This is a genomic window from Serratia sp. AR11, assembly GCF_056376275.1.
In genome coordinates, this window is record NZ_CM150739.1 from 2389887 (window position 1) to 2406905 (window position 17019).

Sequence of the window (17019 nt, forward strand, 5' to 3'; positions counted from 1 at the left end):
GACTGATGAAAGCATTTGTTCCCGCACTGGTTCTCAGTGCACTGAGTTTCTCCGTCTGGGCGCAGGACGCCACGGTCAGCAGCGAGTTGATCAAACGCGGCGAGTATCTGGCGCGTGCCGGTGACTGCGTGGCTTGCCATACCAACGGCAAAAGCGGTAAAGAGTTTGCCGGTGGTCTGGCGATGGAAACGCCGATCGGCACCATTTACTCCACCAATATCTCGCCGGACAAGAAAACCGGCATCGGTGATTACAGCTTCGAAGACTTCGACAACGCGGTACGCAAGGGCGTCGCCAAAAACGGCAGCACCCTGTACCCGGCGATGCCGTATCCGTCGTTTGCGCTGGTGAAAGAGGACGACATGCGTGCCATGTATGCCTACTTCATGCACGGCGTACCGGCGGTAGAGCAGGCCAACAAGGATTCCGACATCCCCTGGCCGCTGTCAATGCGCTGGCCGCTGAGCATCTGGCGCGGCATGTTTGCGCCATCACCGGCGGACTTTGTGGCGGACACCAAGGCCGATCCGGTGATTGAACGGGGCCGCTATCTGGTGGAAGGGTTGGGCCACTGTGGTGCCTGCCATACGCCACGTAGCATTACCATGCAGGAAAAAGCGCTGAGCAATAACGACGGTGACAACTACCTGTCCGGCAGCAATGCGCCGATCGACGGTTGGGTGGCATCCAGCCTGCGCGGTGACAACAAGGATGGGCTGGGAACCTGGAGCGAGGCCGAACTGACCGAGTTCCTGAAAACCGGGCGTAACGATAAGTCCATCGTGTTTGGCGGCATGAGCGACGTGGTTGAGCATAGCCTGCAGTATCTCAGCGATGAGGATCTGACGGCAATTTCGCGCTACCTGAAAACGCTGCCGCCGAAAGACGGCAAACAACAGGCCGCACCGGTAGAGGACAGCGTAGCCAAGGATCTGTGGCGCGGTGACGACAGCAAGCCCGGAGCGGCACTGTACGTCGATAACTGTGCTGCCTGCCACCGTACCGATGGCGTGGGCTACAAGCGTGCCTTCCCGGCGCTGAAGGGCAACCCGGTGGTGCAGACCGAAGATGCGACCTCGTTGATCCACATCGTGCTGACCGGTAACACCACGCCGGCGGTGAAGGGAGCGGTATCCAACCTCACCATGCCACCGTTTGGCTGGCGCCTGAACGACCAGCAGGTAGCGGAAGTGGTTAACTTCATTCGCTCAAGCTGGGGTAACAGCGCCAAGCCGGTCAGCGCGTCAGATGTGGCCAGCGTGCGTAAAGACCAGAAGGACATGGGCAGCGCCGCGGTGCCGGAACATCCAGACGCCAACAAGTAAGTCATCCTCCCAGGGCCTCATTCGAGGCCCTGGTTTTTTGTGCTTCTCAGCCGATTTTCACAGCGATTATTGTTCGCGAAACAGCCACTCAACCAGTGAAAGATAGACCTGGGCAACGTTTTTAATTATCCTTTGCCGTCCTTTTACCAGGCATAAGAATGAAATTCTGAGTTAAATAACTGATTATTATTAAAAATTCGCGGAGAAGGATATCCCGTTAGGCGCAATCGTTGTCGCTGCAGATTAAGGTAAGCTTTCCTATGAGTACGATTTCTCCCGATTCAGGCACGCTGGCTTCCGCCCAGCCGGGCAAATGGAACAAGACGGACACCGTCTGGATGTTTGGTCTCTACGCCACTGCGGTGGGGGCAGGTACGTTGTTTCTGCCGATCAATGCCGGCTTAAACGGCCCACTGGTGCTGTTGCTGATGGCCGTGTTTGCCTTCCCTCTGACTTATTTACCGCATCGCGCACTGAGCCGCTTTGTGCTTTCCGGCTCCAGCCGTGACGGCAATATCCATGATGTGGTGGTTGAGCACTTTGGCGTGCTGGCCGGTAAAATCATCATGGTGCTGTACCTGATGGCGTTCTTCCCGATCGTGCTGGTGTACAGCATTTCGATCACCAACGCGCTGGACAGTTTCCTGACTCATCAGTTTCACCTGACGCCGCTACCGCGTATCTGGCTGAGCCTGGCGGTGGTAGTGGTGCTGAACCTGGTGCTGCTGCGCGGTAAAGACGCCATTGTTTCGGCGATGGGCATGCTGGTATTCCCGTTGCTGGTATTTTTGATGGGTATTTCGCTGTACCTGATGCCGACCTGGCAAACAGCCAACTTTGTCAGTGGCCTGGCCAACACTCAGTTCAGTAGCCCGGACCTGTGGCATTCGTTGTGGTTGGCGGTGCCGGTGATGGTGTTTTCCTTTAGCCATGCGCCGATTATTTCGTCCTTCGCTTCGACCCAAAAGAGCCTGTATGGAGAACTGGCTGAACGCCGCTGCGCGCGAATTATGCGCTACAGCTACGTGCTGATCTGCGTCACCGTATTGTTCTTTGTTTTCAGCTGCGTGCTGAGCCTGTCCCACGAGGATATGCAGCAGGCGAAAGATCAAAACATTACCGTGCTGACCACGCTGGCGAACAAATTTTCCAACCCGTTGATCGCTTATTTGGGGCCGATGATGGCGATGCTGGCGATGGCCAAGTCCTATCTGGGCACCTCACTGGGGGTGACCGAAGGAGCGACCAGCCTGATTGACGGCCTGACGCGCGCGGTCGGTAAACCGCTAAGCTCACGTATTACACACCGTATTTCTGCTGTGTTGCTGTTCCTGCTGACCTGGGCGGCGACGGTCTGGAACCCGAGTGCGTTGCATATTATTGAAACCATCAGCGGCCCGCTGATCGCGGCAATCCTGTTTATTTTGCCGATGTATGCGGTGCGTAGGGTACCCGCCATGCGTCGTTACCGCGCGCTGAGCAATGTATTTGTGCTGGTGATGGGGCTGATTGCGCTGTCGGCGCTGATTTATGGCCTGATTTAACCTGACTGGTGCGCCGGTTCCGGCGCACCACCTTGTTGCTGTTCACATCTCTTTTCAATTAACAGAAAACACGCCCGGCGTTCTCTTTGATAATGGGAGCAATTCTCATTATTATTTCTGGATTAATTTCCCACGCTAAGGAGTGTTACGTGTACCGTCGAATAACCTTGCTGGCTTTCGCCTGCGCCTTTTCTACACAGGTGATGGCGACCACTTATCCGCTCACCCTGACCGATACCTCTGGTCAAACCCTGACGATTAAACAAGAGCCGAAACGCATTGTGGTGCAGGATGGGCGCGATATTCTGACGTTGGCCTTGCTTGACCGTGCCGATCCCTTTACCCGGCTGGTGGCGTGGAACAACCTGCTGAAGAAGAGCGATGGTGAAACCTGGAAAATTCTGCAAAGCAAGTGGCCAGAAGCCAAAAACGTTATCGATATGGGGTTTAGCGACAAGGGCGAGATTAACCTGGAGAGCGTTATCGCCAAACACCCTGACCTGATGGTGGCGCAGCTACGCTCTAAACCTTCTCTGAGCCAGACTGGCGTACTCGACAAGCTGCAAGCGCTGAATATCCCGGTGTTGTTTATCGATACCATGCTGAAACCGGTGGAGAACACCCCGAAAAGCATTACCTTGTTGGGGGAAACGCTAAACCGTGAAAGTGAAGCGAAACAGTACACGAACTTTTATCAGCAGCACTATCAGAGCATCCTCGATAAAACCAAAACGGTAGAACCCAAGCCGCTGGTGTTTATTGAGGCCAAAGCCGGCCTGAACGGGCTGGAGTCTTGCTGTTTCACCCATGCACACGTTGGCTGGGGTGGGATGATTGAAGCGGTAGGCGCACGCAACGTGGGTTCTGCACTGTTACCGGGCGCGACCGGCGACGTATCGCTTGAGAAAGTGATCAGCATGAAGCCGGATGCGTATATTGTCTCCGGTTCCCAGTGGGCCAGTAAAACCAACGCCGCGGTGCCTTTTGGCTATGGTGTGACGCAACAGCAGGTGGATGCTGCATTTAACCGGATGAAACAGCGCCCAGGTTTTGCCCAGCTTTCGGCGGTGAAAGACGGTCGCTTCTACGGCATCTATCACAATTTCTATAACCACCCGTACAATATCGTTGGGCTGGAGTATTTGGCGAAGTTTATCTATCCGAATCAGTTCAAGGATTTGGATCCGGCGAAAACCTACAGCGAGATCCTCAGTCGTTTTACCGAAGTGCCGGAAGGCAAGGGCATTTTGGGCGCGCAGGCGCCAACAGGTAAGTAAGTGAAACGGGCGCATGTCGCGCCCGTATTCATGGGTCAGGCAACGGCTGGGGTATAGGTGGAGATGATCTCCAATATGCCGTTGATAATAAATTGCACGCCCATACACACCAGCAGGAAACCCATCAGGCGTGAGATCGCCTCAATGCCACTTTGACCCACCAGCCTCATAATGGCGCCAGAGCTGCGCAGGCAAGCCCATAAAATCAGGGCTACCGACAGGAAGATGGCCACTGGCGCAACCAGCAGCACCCAGTGTGCAAATCCCAGGGTGTTCTCTTTGACGCTCGATGCCGAGCTGATGATCATCGCAATGGTACCCGGACCGGCGGTGCTGGGCATCGCCAGTGGCACAAAGGCGATATTGGCCGAGGTTTTTTTGCGCAGCTCTTTGCTTTTGCTCTCAACCTCTGGAGCTTCGTCCGCACTTTGCTGCGGGAACAGCATGCGAAAGCCAATAAACGCCACAATCAGCCCGCCGGCGATCCGCAAACCGGGAATAGAGATGCCAAAGGTGTTCATGACCAACTGGCCGGCATAGAACGCCACCGTCATGATAAAGAACACATAGACCGATGCCATCAGCGATTGCTGGTTGCGCTCTTCGCGCGTCATATTGCCCGAAAGACCGAGCAACAGCGCGACCGTGGTGAGTGGGTTGGCCAGAGGCAGCAGTAGCACCAAACCCAGCCCAATGGCCTGGAATAACTGCAGAATACTCGTCATGGGTCAGACTTCCTGTTTTCAGTGAATGTTGTGACGCAGCATAAAGTCATACCCTAACTTGCCGCACGCTCAGCGGCAACGCCAGGGAAGCGAGCTGTAAATATAGAGGAATGGTATTTGCAGCTCATTATCCCTGAGTGCTGGAGGGGGTCAGCTCGGGCAGCACGTCAGTGTTGGCATCATCGTCATTCACACAATCGCTGGTTATCTCCTGCGTATCTTCACACTCGATGGGCGGTTCGTTTACCGCAATGGCTCTTGGGCGGCGGTCTGCCCCCAGGTGTAACAATGCAAAAATAGCCACCAGCACGATGCAGACGCCAATGAGTAACTTCAATAACCGATTCATGATGCGGGATGCTGTCTCAACTCTGCCGTTAGTGGCATCAGAATAGCGGGAGCGGATGAGGTGCGCCATAGCTGATTTGCCCGTGGGAAATACCTCGACGCTCTTTTTATCGTGTTCCGGCACGGTGATTTACGGCACTGCCATAGGGTGTTTTGTGGTTTTTTCTGTTTTTTATGGCACTTTTACCGCAAATTTTCCCCGAGTTGCTTCTATTTCGCATTAATTGCCACGATCCCCAGGTACAGACAAATACCATAGGCGCGCTTTAAATAATAACGAGAGTGACTATGAAACATAATCTGCAAATTTTACTGGGAAAAGCAAGCCACTTTCTGCTTTGCAGCCTGCTACTGGCTGGCTTGGTGGGCCTGATTTTTATCGACGTGCATTGGTTGCATAATTTTGTTTATGAAACCTCGTTAACTGAAATAGCTCAGGAGTTGATTCTTGCCGCCATAGCATCCTGTTTTTTCATTGTGGCATACAGGGATGCTGTTTATCGGCCTGCGTGGATGTTGATCGGTGGTTTCTTTCTATGCATGCTGATTCGAGAGATGGATTTTGCCTTTGATATGCTTTGGCATGGCTCCTGGATCTGGTTTGCTGTGGCGGTTGCACTGATTTGTTTGGGGTATGCATCACGTCATATCGCGGCCACATTGCAGGGGCTGGCGCATTTTGTGACGCACCCGAGCTACGGCATGATGTGTGCCGGCCTGCTGTGTATCTTGGTGTTTTCACGGCTGTTCGGCATAAGTTTACTGTGGCAGACATTGATGCTCGATGGTTACAACCGGGTGGTGAAGAATATGGTAGAAGAGGGCTGTGAAGTCCTGGGGTATTCCCTGTGCCTGATTGCCACCCTGAGTTACCTGAAAGGCTATTTATCGTCGCGGACTGTGGCAATTCGCTGATTGGATCTGAATTGCAGTTTATTTATCCGGAACAATTTTAGTGATAGTATCCACTTAGCCAATTTGGCTGTGAAGGTATGCTTTCCATTCTGTGTACCAGGTTAGGTATCAATCTGGCAATTGTGGGCGAGATCTGAAACCTAACTGACTAAATCCCAACCCAATTTTCGTACTGCATGTGATCTGTCGTGTGGGTCACCACTGTAGATAAGGAATTATTAATGCCTGTTATTACTCTTCCTGACGGCAGTCAGCGTCATTTCGATCACCCTGTTTCCCCTTTGGATGTTGCCCGCGATATCGGCCCTGGCCTGGCGAAAGCCTGTATTGCCGGCCGTGTAAACGGTGAATTGGTTGATGCCGGCGATCTGATCGAATCAGATGCGCAACTGGCGATCATCACCAGCAAGGACGCCGAAGGCCTGGAAATCATGCGCCACTCCTGTGCGCACCTGCTGGGTCATGCGATCAAACAACTGTGGCCAGACACCAAAATGGCGATCGGTCCAGTGATCGACAATGGTTTCTATTATGACGTTGATATTGACCGTACCCTGACACAGGAAGACCTGGATCTGCTGGAAAAGCGGATGCATGAGTTGGCCGACAAAGATTATGACGTCATCAAGAAAAAGGTTAGCTGGCAAGAAGCTCGCGATACCTTTGCTGCGCGTGGTGAAGACTACAAAGTGGCGATTCTGGATGAGAACATCAGCCATGACGACCGTCCTGGCCTGTATCACCATGAAGAATATGTCGATATGTGCCGTGGCCCGCACGTACCGAACATGCGTTTCTGTCATCATTTCAAACTGCAGAAAACATCGGGCGCTTACTGGCGTGGCGACAGCAAAAATAAAATGCTGCAACGCATCTACGGTACTGCCTGGGCAGACAAGAAACAGCTGAATGCCTACCTGCAGCGTCTCGAAGAAGCCGCCAAGCGTGACCACCGCAAGATCGGCAAGCAGCTCGACCTGTACCATATGCAGGAAGAAGCGCCGGGCATGGTGTTCTGGCACAACGATGGCTGGACTATTTTCCGCGAGCTGGAAGCCTTTGTGCGCATGAAGCTCAAGGAATACCAGTATCAGGAAGTGAAAGGGCCATTTATGATGGACCGTGTGCTGTGGGAAAAAACCGGCCACTGGGAAAACTATAAAGACGCCATGTTCACCACCTCGTCGGAAAACCGCGAGTATTGCATCAAGCCGATGAACTGCCCGGGTCACGTGCAGATCTTCAATCAGGGCCTGAAGTCTTACCGCGATTTGCCGCTGCGTATGGGCGAATTCGGCAGTTGCCATCGTAACGAGCCTTCGGGTTCTCTGCATGGCCTGATGCGCGTGCGTGGTTTCACCCAGGATGACGCCCATATCTTCTGTACTGAAGAGCAGGTGCGCGCCGAAGTGAACGAATGCATCAGAATGGTCTATGATGTGTACGGCACCTTTGGCTTCGACAAGATTGCGGTAAAACTTTCTACCCGTCCTGAGAAGCGCATTGGTACTGACGATATGTGGACCCGGGCGGAAGAGGATCTGGCCGCTGCGCTGACTGAAAACGGGATTCCGTTTGAATATCAGCCGGGTGAGGGTGCCTTCTACGGACCAAAAATTGAATTTACTCTGCATGATTGTTTGGATCGTGCATGGCAATGTGGTACCGTGCAGCTCGATTTCTTCTTACCGGGCCGTTTAGGCGCATCGTATGTTGGCGAAAACAACGATCGCGTGGTCCCGGTAATGATTCACCGTGCTATTTTGGGCTCCATGGAGCGTTTCATCGGTATCCTTACCGAAGAGTACGCAGGGTTCTACCCAACCTGGATTGCTCCGGTACAGGTGGTGGTGATGAATATCACCGACAGCCAGTCTGATTATGTCCAGCAATTGACCAAAAAATTGCAGGACGCAGGTATTCGCGTTAAAGCGGACTTGAGAAATGAGAAGATTGGCTTTAAAATTCGCGAACATACTTTACGACGGGTTCCTTACATGTTGGTGTGCGGTGATAAAGAGGTCGAATCAGGCAAAGTTGCCGTTCGTACCCGCCGTGGCAAAGACCTGGGAAGCCTGGACGTAAATGAAGTCGTAGACAAGCTGCTAAAAGAGATTCGCAGCCGTAGTCTTCATCAACTGGAGGAATAAAGTATTAAAGGCGGAAAACGAGTTCAACCGGCGCGTCCTAATCGCATTAACAGAGAAATTCGCGCGCAAGAAGTTCGCCTAACCGGCGTCGATGGCGAGCAGATTGGTATTGTCAGTCTGAATGAAGCTCTTGAAAAAGCTGAGGAAGCGGGCGTTGATTTAGTAGAAATCAGCCCAAATGCCGAACCGCCAGTTTGTCGAATCATGGATTACGGCAAATTCCTCTACGAGAAGAGCAAGTCGACAAAAGAACAGAAGAAGAAGCAAAAAGTTATTCAGGTCAAGGAAATCAAATTCCGTCCTGGTACCGATGATGGCGACTATCAGGTAAAACTACGCAACCTGATTCGCTTTCTTGAAGATGGCGATAAAGCCAAAATCACCCTGCGTTTCCGTGGGCGTGAGATGGCGCACCAACAGATCGGCATGGAAGTGCTTAACCGCGTCCGTAAAGACCTTTGTGAAGATTCTGATTTGGCCATTGTCGAATCCTTCCCTACGAGGATCGAAGGCCGTCAGATGATCATGGTGCTCGCACCGAAGAAGAGGCAGTAAGGCCTCCAAGTAATAAAACTCACGCAGCGCTTGCGTTGTGTGGGTTTTATTCGCCTAACTGATTCGTTGTTTAACAATGCGAAGTGGATTTAATTAAAATGCCAAAGATTAAAACTGTACGTGGTGCAGCCAAACGCTTCAAAAAAACCGGCAGCGGTGGTTTTAAGCGTAAGCATGCTAACCTGCGTCATATTCTGACCAAAAAAGCAACCAAGCGTAAACGTCACCTGCGTCCGAAAGGCATGGTGTCTAAAAACGATATGGTCCTGGTTGTTGCGTGCCTGCCGTACGCATAAGCCATTTTTTTTGAATCTAGAATAAGACTTTAGGAGAGAGCATATGGCTCGCGTAAAACGTGGTGTAATTGCACGCGCACGTCACAAGAAAATTTTAAAACAAGCGAAAGGTTACTACGGTGCCCGTTCGCGCGTTTATCGTGTTGCCTTCCAGGCAGTAATCAAAGCAGGTCAGTATGCTTACCGTGACCGTCGTCAACGTAAGCGTCAGTTCCGTCAGCTGTGGATTGCACGTATCAACGCAGCTGCTCGTGTGAACGGCCTGTCTTACAGCAAATTCATTAACGGCTTGAAAAAAGCTTCTATTGAAATTGACCGTAAGATCCTGGCTGACATCGCAGTCTTCGACAAAGTGGCCTTTGGCGCACTGGTCGAGAAAGCGAAAGCAGCACTGGCGTAAGTCAGTTATTAAAGAGGGGGCTTGCTCCCTCTTTAATCTTTGTTTTTCAGCTACAAATACTGGCTTTTATTGACCGCCGCCGTATCGCTGGTGGGCAATCATCGACAAGGTAACGCAATCATGAACTCTGTTATTTTTCGTTTCTTTTTTTACTTTAGCGCCTGATTTCAGGAGGCTTTGCGCGTAAGAGAAGAAACGAAAAGTAGCGCCTAAGCCTCCCCTGTGGAGGCTTTTTTGTTTTTGGCCATCTCCAGTCATTGCCGGGCTATAACTTAAAATGCTTTGGAGTTGAGCCAAAGGCGTGTTCGAATAATAGATAACAATTACTTAGAGCCATATCGGCCAGAGGAAGAGGAAAGCAATGCCACATCTCGCAGAGCTGGTTGCCAATGCCAAGGCAGCCGTAGAAGATGCCCAGGATGTTGCCGCGTTAGATTTGGTACGCGTCGAATATTTAGGCAAGAAAGGCCATTTTACCTTACAGATGCAATCGCTGCGTGACGTGCCGGCAGAAGATCGCCCGGCGGCCGGAGCGGTGATCAACCAGGCAAAGCAGGCGGTACAGGAAGCGCTGAACGCGCGTAAGAATGCGCTGGAATCTGCTGCGTTGAATGAGCGTCTGGCGGCAGAAACCATCGACGTTTCTTTGCCGGGCCGTCGTATGGAAAACGGTGGGCTGCATCCGGTAACCCGCACCATCGACCGAATTGAAGCCTTCTTCGGCGAACTGGGCTTCTCCGTAGAGACCGGGCCTGAGATTGAAGACGACTATCATAACTTCGACGCGCTGAATATTCCGGGTCACCACCCGGCGCGTGCCGATCACGATACCTTCTGGTTCGATGCTACGCGTTTACTGCGCACCCAAACTTCTGGCGTGCAGATCCGCACCATGAAGGAGCAGCAGCCGCCAATCCGCATTATTGCGCCGGGTCGTGTTTACCGTAATGACTACGATCAGACGCATACTCCGATGTTCCATCAGATGGAAGGCCTGATTGTCGACAAGGACATCAGCTTCACCAACCTGAAGGGCACGCTGCATGATTTCCTGAATAACTTCTTTGAAGAAGATTTGCAGGTTCGTTTCCGTCCTTCTTATTTCCCGTTTACCGAACCTTCCGCTGAAGTGGATGTGATGGGCAAAAACGGCAAGTGGCTGGAAGTTCTGGGCTGCGGCATGGTTCACCCGAACGTGCTGCGCAACGTGGGTATCGATCCGGAAGTTTACTCCGGCTTCGCTTTCGGTATGGGTATGGAGCGTCTGACGATGCTGCGTTACGGCGTTACCGACCTGCGTGCGTTCTTCGAAAACGATCTGCGCTTCCTCAAACAGTTTAAGTAAGGCGGGAATATTACATGAAATTCAGTGAACTCTGGTTGCGCGAGTGGGTAAACCCGGCCATCAGCAGCGAAGCATTATCCGATCAAATCACCATGGCCGGCCTGGAAGTGGACGGCGTGGAGCCGGTAGCCGGTGCCTTTAATGGCGTTGTCGTGGGCCATGTGGTTGAGTGCGGTCAGCATCCGAACGCCGACAAACTGCGCGTGACCAAGATCAACGTGGGCGGCGATCGCTTACTGGATATCGTCTGTGGTGCACCAAACTGCCGTACCGGTCTGAAAGTGGCCGTTGCTACCGTGGGCGCGGTGCTGCCGGGCGATTTCAAAATCAAAGCCGCCAAACTGCGCGGTGAACCTTCGGAAGGGATGCTGTGCTCGTTCTCCGAGCTGGGTATTACTGACGATCACGACGGTATCATTGAGTTGCCGGAAGACGCACCGATTGGCACCGATATCCGTGAATATCTGAAGCTGGATGACAACGCGATCGAAATCAGCGTAACGCCGAACCGCGCCGATTGCCTGGGCATTATTGGCGTGGCGCGTGACGTTGGGGTGCTGAACCAGGTTGCCCTGACCGAACCGGACATGAGCCCGGTTGCTGCCACCATTAACGATACGCTGCCGATCCGCGTCGATGCGCCACAGGCGTGTCCGCGTTACCTTGGCCGCGTAGTGAAAGGTATCGACGTCAAGGCCGCCAGCCCGTTGTGGATGCGTGAGAAGCTGCGTCGCTGCGGCATTCGTTCTATAGATGCGGTGGTGGACGTTACCAACTACGTGCTGTTGGAACTGGGGCAGCCAATGCATGCCTTCGACCTGAGCCGCATCGAAGGCGGTATCGTGGTGCGTATGGCCAACGTTGGGGAGCCTCTGACGCTGCTGGACGGTACCGAAGCCAAACTGAATGCCGATACCTTAGTGATTGCCGATCACCAGAAAGCCCTGGCGATGGGCGGCATCTTCGGTGGTGAGCACTCAGGGGTGAATGAATCCACCCAGGACGTGCTGCTGGAATGTGCGTTCTTCAATCCGCTGGCCATTACCGGCCGCGCACGCCGTCAGGGTCTGCACACTGATGCTTCTCATCGTTACGAGCGTGGTGTTGATCCGGCGCTGCAGTACAAAGCGATGGAGCGTGCGACTCGCCTGTTGATTGATATCTGTGGCGGCCAGGCCGGCCCGGTTATCGATGTGACCACCGAAAGTGAATTGCCGAAGCGCGCTACCATTACCTTACGTCGTGAAAAGCTCGATCGCCTGATTGGCCATGTGGTGCCAAGCGAGCAGGTCAGTGACATTTTGTGTCGTCTGGGTTGCCAGGTGACCGAGCAGGGCGATAACTGGCTGGCGGTTGCGCCGAGCTGGCGTTTCGATATGGAAATCGAAGAAGACCTGGTGGAAGAAGTGGCGCGTGTTTACGGCTACAACAACATTCCTGACGTGCCGGTCCGCGCTGACCTGATCATGACCAAGCATCGCGAAGCAGATCTGACACTGAAACGCGTGAAGACCATGCTGGTCGATCACGGTTACCAGGAAGCGATCACCTACAGCTTCGTTGATCCTAAAGTACAGGCCTTGCTGCACCCGGGCGAAGAAGTGCTGATCCTGCCAAGCCCAATCTCGGTAGAGATGTCCGCCATGCGTTTGTCGCTGTGGACCGGCTTGTTGTCCGCGGTGGTTTATAACCAGAATCGCCAGCAGACGCGTCTGCGCCTGTTTGAAAGCGGCCTGCGCTTTGTCCCTGATACTGCGGCAAATCTGGGTATCCGTCAGGACGTCATGCTGGCAGGGGTGATTGCGGGCCATACGCATGAAGAACATTGGGATCTGGCGCGTAAGCCAGTCGACTTCTATGATTTAAAAGGGGATCTGGAGTCTGTCCTGGAGCTGACCGGTAAATTATCCGAAATTCAGTTCAAGGCAGAGGCTAATCCGGCCCTGCACCCAGGGCAGAGCGCAGCGATTTATTTCCAGGGTGAACGTGTAGGTTTCATCGGTGTGGTTCATCCGGAACTTGAACGTAAACTGGATCTTAACGGCCGCACAGTGGTGTTTGAACTGGAGTGGGACAAGGTCGCAAGCCGCGCCGTACCTCAGGCGCGGGAGATTTCTCGCTTCCCGGCAAACCGCCGTGATATCGCCGTTGTGGTGGCTGAAAACGTCCCCGCAGAAGATATTTTGGCAGAGTGTAAGAAAGTTGGCGCAAATCAGGTAGTTGGCGTAAACTTGTTTGATGTGTACCGTGGCAAGGGCGTGGCAGAGGGTTATAAGAGCCTGGCTATCAGTCTGGTATTGCAGGATACCGCTCGTACACTGGAAGAAGAGGAGATAGCCGTTACCGTTGCAAAATGTGTAGAGGCTCTAAAACAGCGATTCCAAGCATCCTTGAGGGATTGAACCTATGGCGCTTACTAAAGCTGAAATGTCAGAACACCTGTTTGAAAAGCTTGGGCTTAGCAAACGGGATGCCAAAGACCTGGTAGAACTGTTTTTCGAAGAGGTTCGTCGTGCTCTTGAAAACGGTGAGCAGGTTAAACTGTCAGGTTTTGGCAATTTTGATTTGCGTGACAAGAACCAACGTCCGGGGCGTAACCCGAAGACCGGCGAAGACATTCCGATTACGGCGCGTCGCGTGGTCACTTTCCGTCCAGGGCAAAAACTGAAAAGTCGGGTAGAGAACGCAAGCCCGAAAGAGTAAGTTGCGTGAAACCAAAAAAGGCCGCTTTTGCGGCCTTTTTCTTGCCTTGAATACCAGTGCTACCTATATAAAACAGAAGGTTAAGTTACACCACAGGCAACTACAGCCACCAGAAAACCATCTATGTGTGGACGCGTTGTGGACGCTAAACATTGATTTTCCCTCCCAGCGGATTATAGGAAATTGCATCCTGTAGAAAGTCGGGCGCAAAGTGAGCGTAGTTCATTGTTTGTTCAATTCGCGCATGACCAAGTATCCGCTGGAGCGTGATGATATTGCCCCCGTTCATCATGAAATGAGTTGCGAATGTATGGCGCAACGAATGCGATGCTTGCCCATGGGGGAGGTTCGGTTTAGTCGCCTTCAATATCTCTCGGAAATGATTGTAAGAAGCTCGCGGAAATAGTAGCCCGGACTTCTGAGATAAGATTTCGTCAGAGACTTCTTGAGAAATAGGAACGCTGCGCCTTTTACCATTTTTTGTCTGAACAAACGTCACACGGTTGTGAATGACATGCTCCGCTTTGAGTTTGATGGCTTCTCCCCATCGCGCGCCAGTGCTCAGGCACAGAACGGCAACCCGGCGATTATCGCCATCCAGAGCCTGCAGCAATGCGCTTATTTCCTCACGGGCAAGGTAAGTCATTTCTGTGTTGGCTTCTTTGAGTTTCCCGCTACCGCGAATCGGATGCTCACCACAGTAAAGCCCTGAGTCAATAAGGTCGGTAAACATTCCGCTTATCGCTGTCATTTCGCGATTAATGCTGGATGCTTTAATGCCTTCGGCTAGCCGCGCCGATCGATAAGCTGTAATGCGGGATTTATCAATCTGAAATGCGGCTGGGTTGTCCATCATTCGCGTAATACGCTCCAGTTTTTTTAGGTAGGATGGCCCATGGTTGTTGTTCTTACCATGATAGCTCCACCATAGTATAACCAGCTCCGATAATGACCTTTTATCCGTAGGCTTAGAGAGCCATTCTTTGTCGTGATAGCTGACGGTTATGTACTTCTCAAAAGCTTGTGCTTCATGCTTCCTATCAAATTTCCGACGGATGCGCTTTCCGTTGCGCCCGTTCGGCCTAATGTCCACTTCATATCGACCATCTTCGAGCTTCTTAATCGCCATCGCGAAGCCCTCTGAGGAAGTTTTTACTTTCAGGTACGCAACAAGCCCTTACCCCAAAAGTGTTAAATAAATAACTTAGGTGAATGATTAGCCAATCTTTTGGCCGGAGTGCTGCGAGGTTGTTGCCTCTTGCCCAAAGTGTGCGAGTGCCGGTGCTATCTGCCCGGACTCTGGTGCTATCTGGTTAGTAAAGAACCAAAGCGCGTACTTTTGAAAGCGCGAGTGGCTAAATATTTTCATCGTGATGTCTGTTGGTGGTGTTGAACGCCCGCTTTCGTAGTAAGTAAGGGAGCTATACGGAACTTCTGTAATTTCAGCAAATTGCTTTCTATTGAGCCTTTCAGACTCTCTGACAAGAGCCAGCTTTTCGCCTATCACGCTTGACATGTTTTCAACATCCTCTAATATATAGAACAAATAAAACAATTTTCATAAATCATCTAACCAACTGTAAGCCATCAGAAGCAACTCTAGGCAATTGGTTAGATCTAGATAGGAGATTAGCAGATGAGCAAACAAATCGTAAGTTTGTCGGATGCATTGCCATATCAGGAATTTGCCAAAGTTATTGGGAAAACCCCTGATGCAGTGCGAGGGATGATTGATAAGGGCAAATTGCCAACGGTTGAAATGCGCAATCCCGAGACTCCTACAGCACGCGCAGAGCATTGGGTTTACCTACCGGCGTGGAATGCGGGTTTGAAATTAGCCTATGAGCGCCGCCCGAAAGAAATTCGTGATGGGTGGCTTTTGTGGTTGGGGCTTGGTGAACCATCGTCTTGACGCAGGTGAAAGAGGGATAAAAACATGCAACAACCTATCTCAATAGCTCCGATGCTCTGGAATCACCAGACCGGCCGCGTGCTTGATATCACTATCACCCACGGCAAGGGCCGGAAAGGTATCGTCATTCGTACTCGCCGGGCCAGCCGTTGGATCTCCTCCATCAATTCAGTGTTGCGAGGTATATCAAAATGACAGCTATCACCGCCGGTATTGTTCGTAACCAGCCCGCCGGGCTGCGCGCTTTGGTCGGAGAGCGCCTCGCCGCCCCTCGCTGGAAAAGCACCTGTAATTTTTACAATCAGATGATGGAGCGTGAGCGCCTGACGGTCTGTTTTCATGCGGGCTTAAAGCAGCGCCATGCTGTTATGCGTCTGGAGGAAATGAGTGACTGCGAACGTGAGCGTGTTGTTTGCGCCATTGATGAGCTTCGCAGTGCCTTCGCTACCTATCGTAAACACGGCATTAGTAAATCTGGTTTTATTGGCCGACTGACTATCAGCCAAAGGCGCACTTTATTTCTGCATGCTGGGCTAACTGAGGCTGAATACAATCAGCCATACTGGCGAATTGATGATGAGTCTTGCGCATGGCGCGAGGCTTTATTTAGAGCGTTGCGTGAGCTATTTAATTTATTTGACCATGCGCCAACTATATTGACCTCGGTTAAACCCGAAGCATATTTCCATTAATTAACCTGCTCTGAATTTAAAGGCGCTTTATTGCGTCGGGCATTCTTTTATCTGGAGTTCTCTATGCACATGTATAAAACCGTGGGCCAAGAAATGCGAAATAAGGCTGATGCGGACTCACGTAATTTTATGTTGAACAACGCACGTGTTGAGGCAAAGGTTGATGCCGCTGTTAGCTTCTCATCTCGCCTTGACCGCCTCGCAACACATGCCGCCGTCAATCACCTGTCTAGCGTTGAGATTATCGAACTACTGCGTCAAGAGTCGGATAAATTTGACCACGAAGGCCGTGCGCATAAGCAGGGCTTTAATCATGGCTGAACGACATTATGTGGAAATAAATAACGCGTTCGCCATCATGAAAATGGAAGCGGGCAGTTTAATTCTGGCCGAAGTGAAAAAAGATAAAGAGACAAAGGAAAAATACTATCCAACCAGAGCTATTTACTCAAGTGAGTTAAAGCTGGTTGCTGACCTTATTAATCTTTCTGTGAAACGTGGTGTTTATCTTAAGACGATTACCAGCATTAGCGAGGTGATGAAGGAATCGCACCGCATTGTGGAATTAGGTCAGCAGGCACTCAATCAACTGAATAACGAATCGGAGCTATAACGATGCCGGATTTAATGGATTTGGTGCAACAGCGCCAGCAGGAGACGCTCGCCGCGCAAATTAATGCGGCACGCATTAAAGGCGGAGTGTCTGCGTCAATTTGCGAGGAGTGTGACCAAGCTATCCCGGCCGCGCGTCGTGCAGCCTTTCCCGGCGTGACTCGTTGCGTGTCATGCCAAACCATCCACGAACTACAAACTAAGCATTTCAGAGGTTAAT

The 17019-nt window shown here is 51.9% G+C and carries 21 protein-coding genes and 1 other annotated feature; of the genes, 17 read left to right on the forward strand and 4 right to left on the reverse strand.

Annotation, left to right across the window (positions count from 1 at the left end; genetic code table 11):
• Positions 1 to 5 precede the first annotated feature (5 nt).
• The 3 genes from ACSOSI_RS11345 (at position 6) to ACSOSI_RS11355 (ending at position 4146) form a co-directional block, all read left to right on the forward strand.
• The gene (locus ACSOSI_RS11345) at positions 6 to 1325 is read left to right on the forward strand and encodes a c-type cytochrome (RefSeq protein WP_012144874.1); all 1320 of its coding nucleotides are present in this window, start codon (positions 6 to 8) and stop codon (positions 1323 to 1325) included.
• A gap of 260 nt (positions 1326 to 1585) precedes the next feature.
• On the forward strand, positions 1586 to 2869 hold the full coding sequence (locus ACSOSI_RS11350; protein ID WP_012144875.1) for an SLC5/6 family protein: 1284 nt from the start codon (positions 1586 to 1588) through the stop codon (positions 2867 to 2869).
• 149 nt (positions 2870 to 3018) lie between these two features.
• Positions 3019 to 4146, forward strand: coding sequence for an ABC transporter substrate-binding protein (locus ACSOSI_RS11355; protein WP_476707088.1), 1128 nt, complete (start codon positions 3019 to 3021; stop codon positions 4144 to 4146).
• A 35-nt stretch (positions 4147 to 4181) separates the two neighbouring features.
• Here ACSOSI_RS11355 and ACSOSI_RS11360 read toward each other — a convergent pair whose 3' ends face one another.
• Both ACSOSI_RS11360 and ACSOSI_RS11365 read right to left on the reverse strand, forming a co-directional pair.
• Positions 4182 to 4871, reverse strand: coding sequence for a MarC family NAAT transporter (locus ACSOSI_RS11360; protein WP_012144877.1), 690 nt, complete (start codon positions 4869 to 4871; stop codon positions 4182 to 4184).
• A 127-nt stretch (positions 4872 to 4998) separates the two neighbouring features.
• Complete coding sequence (locus tag ACSOSI_RS11365) at positions 4999 to 5208, reverse strand: hypothetical protein (protein WP_476707089.1); 210 nt, start codon at positions 5206 to 5208, stop codon at positions 4999 to 5001.
• Between the two features lie 299 nt (positions 5209 to 5507).
• Here ACSOSI_RS11365 and ACSOSI_RS11370 point away from each other — a divergent pair, with 299 nt between their 5' ends.
• The 9 genes from ACSOSI_RS11370 (at position 5508) to ihfA (ending at position 13583) form a co-directional block, all read left to right on the forward strand.
• Positions 5508 to 6134: a hypothetical protein gene (locus ACSOSI_RS11370; protein WP_261412894.1), complete on the forward strand. Its 627-nt coding sequence runs from the start codon at positions 5508 to 5510 to the stop codon at positions 6132 to 6134.
• Positions 6135 to 6355: 221 nt separating this feature from the next.
• Positions 6356 to 8284, forward strand: coding sequence for a threonine--tRNA ligase (thrS, locus tag ACSOSI_RS11375; protein WP_476707090.1), 1929 nt, complete (start codon positions 6356 to 6358; stop codon positions 8282 to 8284).
• A gap of 3 nt (positions 8285 to 8287) precedes the next feature.
• Entirely contained in the window at positions 8288 to 8839 is a 552-nt protein-coding gene (gene infC / locus ACSOSI_RS11380; RefSeq protein ID WP_013812633.1) for a translation initiation factor IF-3, read from the forward strand.
• Between the two features lie 98 nt (positions 8840 to 8937).
• Positions 8938 to 9135 (forward strand): 50S ribosomal protein L35, encoded by a 198-nt coding sequence (gene rpmI, locus ACSOSI_RS11385; RefSeq protein WP_004943591.1) that lies wholly within the window; start codon positions 8938 to 8940, stop codon positions 9133 to 9135.
• A 43-nt stretch (positions 9136 to 9178) separates the two neighbouring features.
• The gene (gene rplT, locus ACSOSI_RS11390) at positions 9179 to 9535 is read left to right on the forward strand and encodes a 50S ribosomal protein L20 (RefSeq protein ID WP_004943595.1); all 357 of its coding nucleotides are present in this window, start codon (positions 9179 to 9181) and stop codon (positions 9533 to 9535) included.
• A 114-nt stretch (positions 9536 to 9649) separates the two neighbouring features.
• Positions 9650 to 9774: a sequence feature (Phe leader region), on the forward strand.
• The gene (gene pheM, locus ACSOSI_RS11395; RefSeq protein ID WP_197724622.1) at positions 9656 to 9700 is read left to right on the forward strand and encodes a pheST operon leader peptide PheM; all 45 of its coding nucleotides are present in this window, start codon (positions 9656 to 9658) and stop codon (positions 9698 to 9700) included. Its footprint overlaps the feature before it by 45 nt.
• A 122-nt stretch (positions 9775 to 9896) precedes the next feature.
• Complete coding sequence (pheS, locus tag ACSOSI_RS11400) at positions 9897 to 10880, forward strand: phenylalanine--tRNA ligase subunit alpha (protein ID WP_012144881.1); 984 nt, start codon at positions 9897 to 9899, stop codon at positions 10878 to 10880.
• Between the two features lie 14 nt (positions 10881 to 10894).
• Complete coding sequence (pheT, locus tag ACSOSI_RS11405; RefSeq protein ID WP_476707091.1) at positions 10895 to 13282, forward strand: phenylalanine--tRNA ligase subunit beta; 2388 nt, start codon at positions 10895 to 10897, stop codon at positions 13280 to 13282.
• 4 nt (positions 13283 to 13286) lie between these two features.
• Entirely contained in the window at positions 13287 to 13583 is a 297-nt protein-coding gene (gene ihfA / locus ACSOSI_RS11410) for an integration host factor subunit alpha (protein WP_004943604.1), read from the forward strand.
• Positions 13584 to 13728: 145 nt separating this feature from the next.
• Here ihfA and ACSOSI_RS11415 read toward each other — a convergent pair whose 3' ends face one another.
• Complete coding sequence (locus tag ACSOSI_RS11415; RefSeq protein WP_476707092.1) at positions 13729 to 14712, reverse strand: phage integrase; 984 nt, start codon at positions 14710 to 14712, stop codon at positions 13729 to 13731.
• Between the two features lie 87 nt (positions 14713 to 14799).
• On the reverse strand, positions 14800 to 15099 hold the full coding sequence (locus ACSOSI_RS11420) for a helix-turn-helix transcriptional regulator (protein ID WP_476707093.1): 300 nt from the start codon (positions 15097 to 15099) through the stop codon (positions 14800 to 14802).
• A gap of 120 nt (positions 15100 to 15219) precedes the next feature.
• Here ACSOSI_RS11420 and ACSOSI_RS11425 point away from each other — a divergent pair, with 120 nt between their 5' ends.
• The 5 genes from ACSOSI_RS11425 to ACSOSI_RS11445 all read left to right on the forward strand — a co-directional run bounded on the left by ACSOSI_RS11425 (position 15220) and on the right by ACSOSI_RS11445 (position 17018).
• Positions 15220 to 15495, forward strand: a complete 276-nt coding sequence (locus tag ACSOSI_RS11425) for a Cox family DNA-binding protein (RefSeq protein WP_218218006.1) — start codon at positions 15220 to 15222, stop codon at positions 15493 to 15495.
• Between the two features lie 191 nt (positions 15496 to 15686).
• A complete protein-coding gene (locus tag ACSOSI_RS11430) occupies positions 15687 to 16187 on the forward strand; it encodes a replication protein B (protein ID WP_476707094.1) in 501 nt (166 codons plus the stop codon).
• A 63-nt stretch (positions 16188 to 16250) separates the two neighbouring features.
• A complete protein-coding gene (locus ACSOSI_RS11435) occupies positions 16251 to 16508 on the forward strand; it encodes a DUF2732 family protein (RefSeq protein ID WP_476707095.1) in 258 nt (85 codons plus the stop codon).
• Positions 16501 to 16800, forward strand: a complete 300-nt coding sequence (locus ACSOSI_RS11440; protein ID WP_476707096.1) for a DUF5405 family protein — start codon at positions 16501 to 16503, stop codon at positions 16798 to 16800. The genes ACSOSI_RS11435 and ACSOSI_RS11440 overlap by 8 nt, the downstream gene beginning before the upstream one ends.
• Before the next feature lie 2 nt (positions 16801 to 16802).
• A complete protein-coding gene (locus ACSOSI_RS11445; protein WP_261434575.1) occupies positions 16803 to 17018 on the forward strand; it encodes a TraR/DksA family transcriptional regulator in 216 nt (71 codons plus the stop codon).
• Position 17019 lies beyond the last annotated feature (1 nt).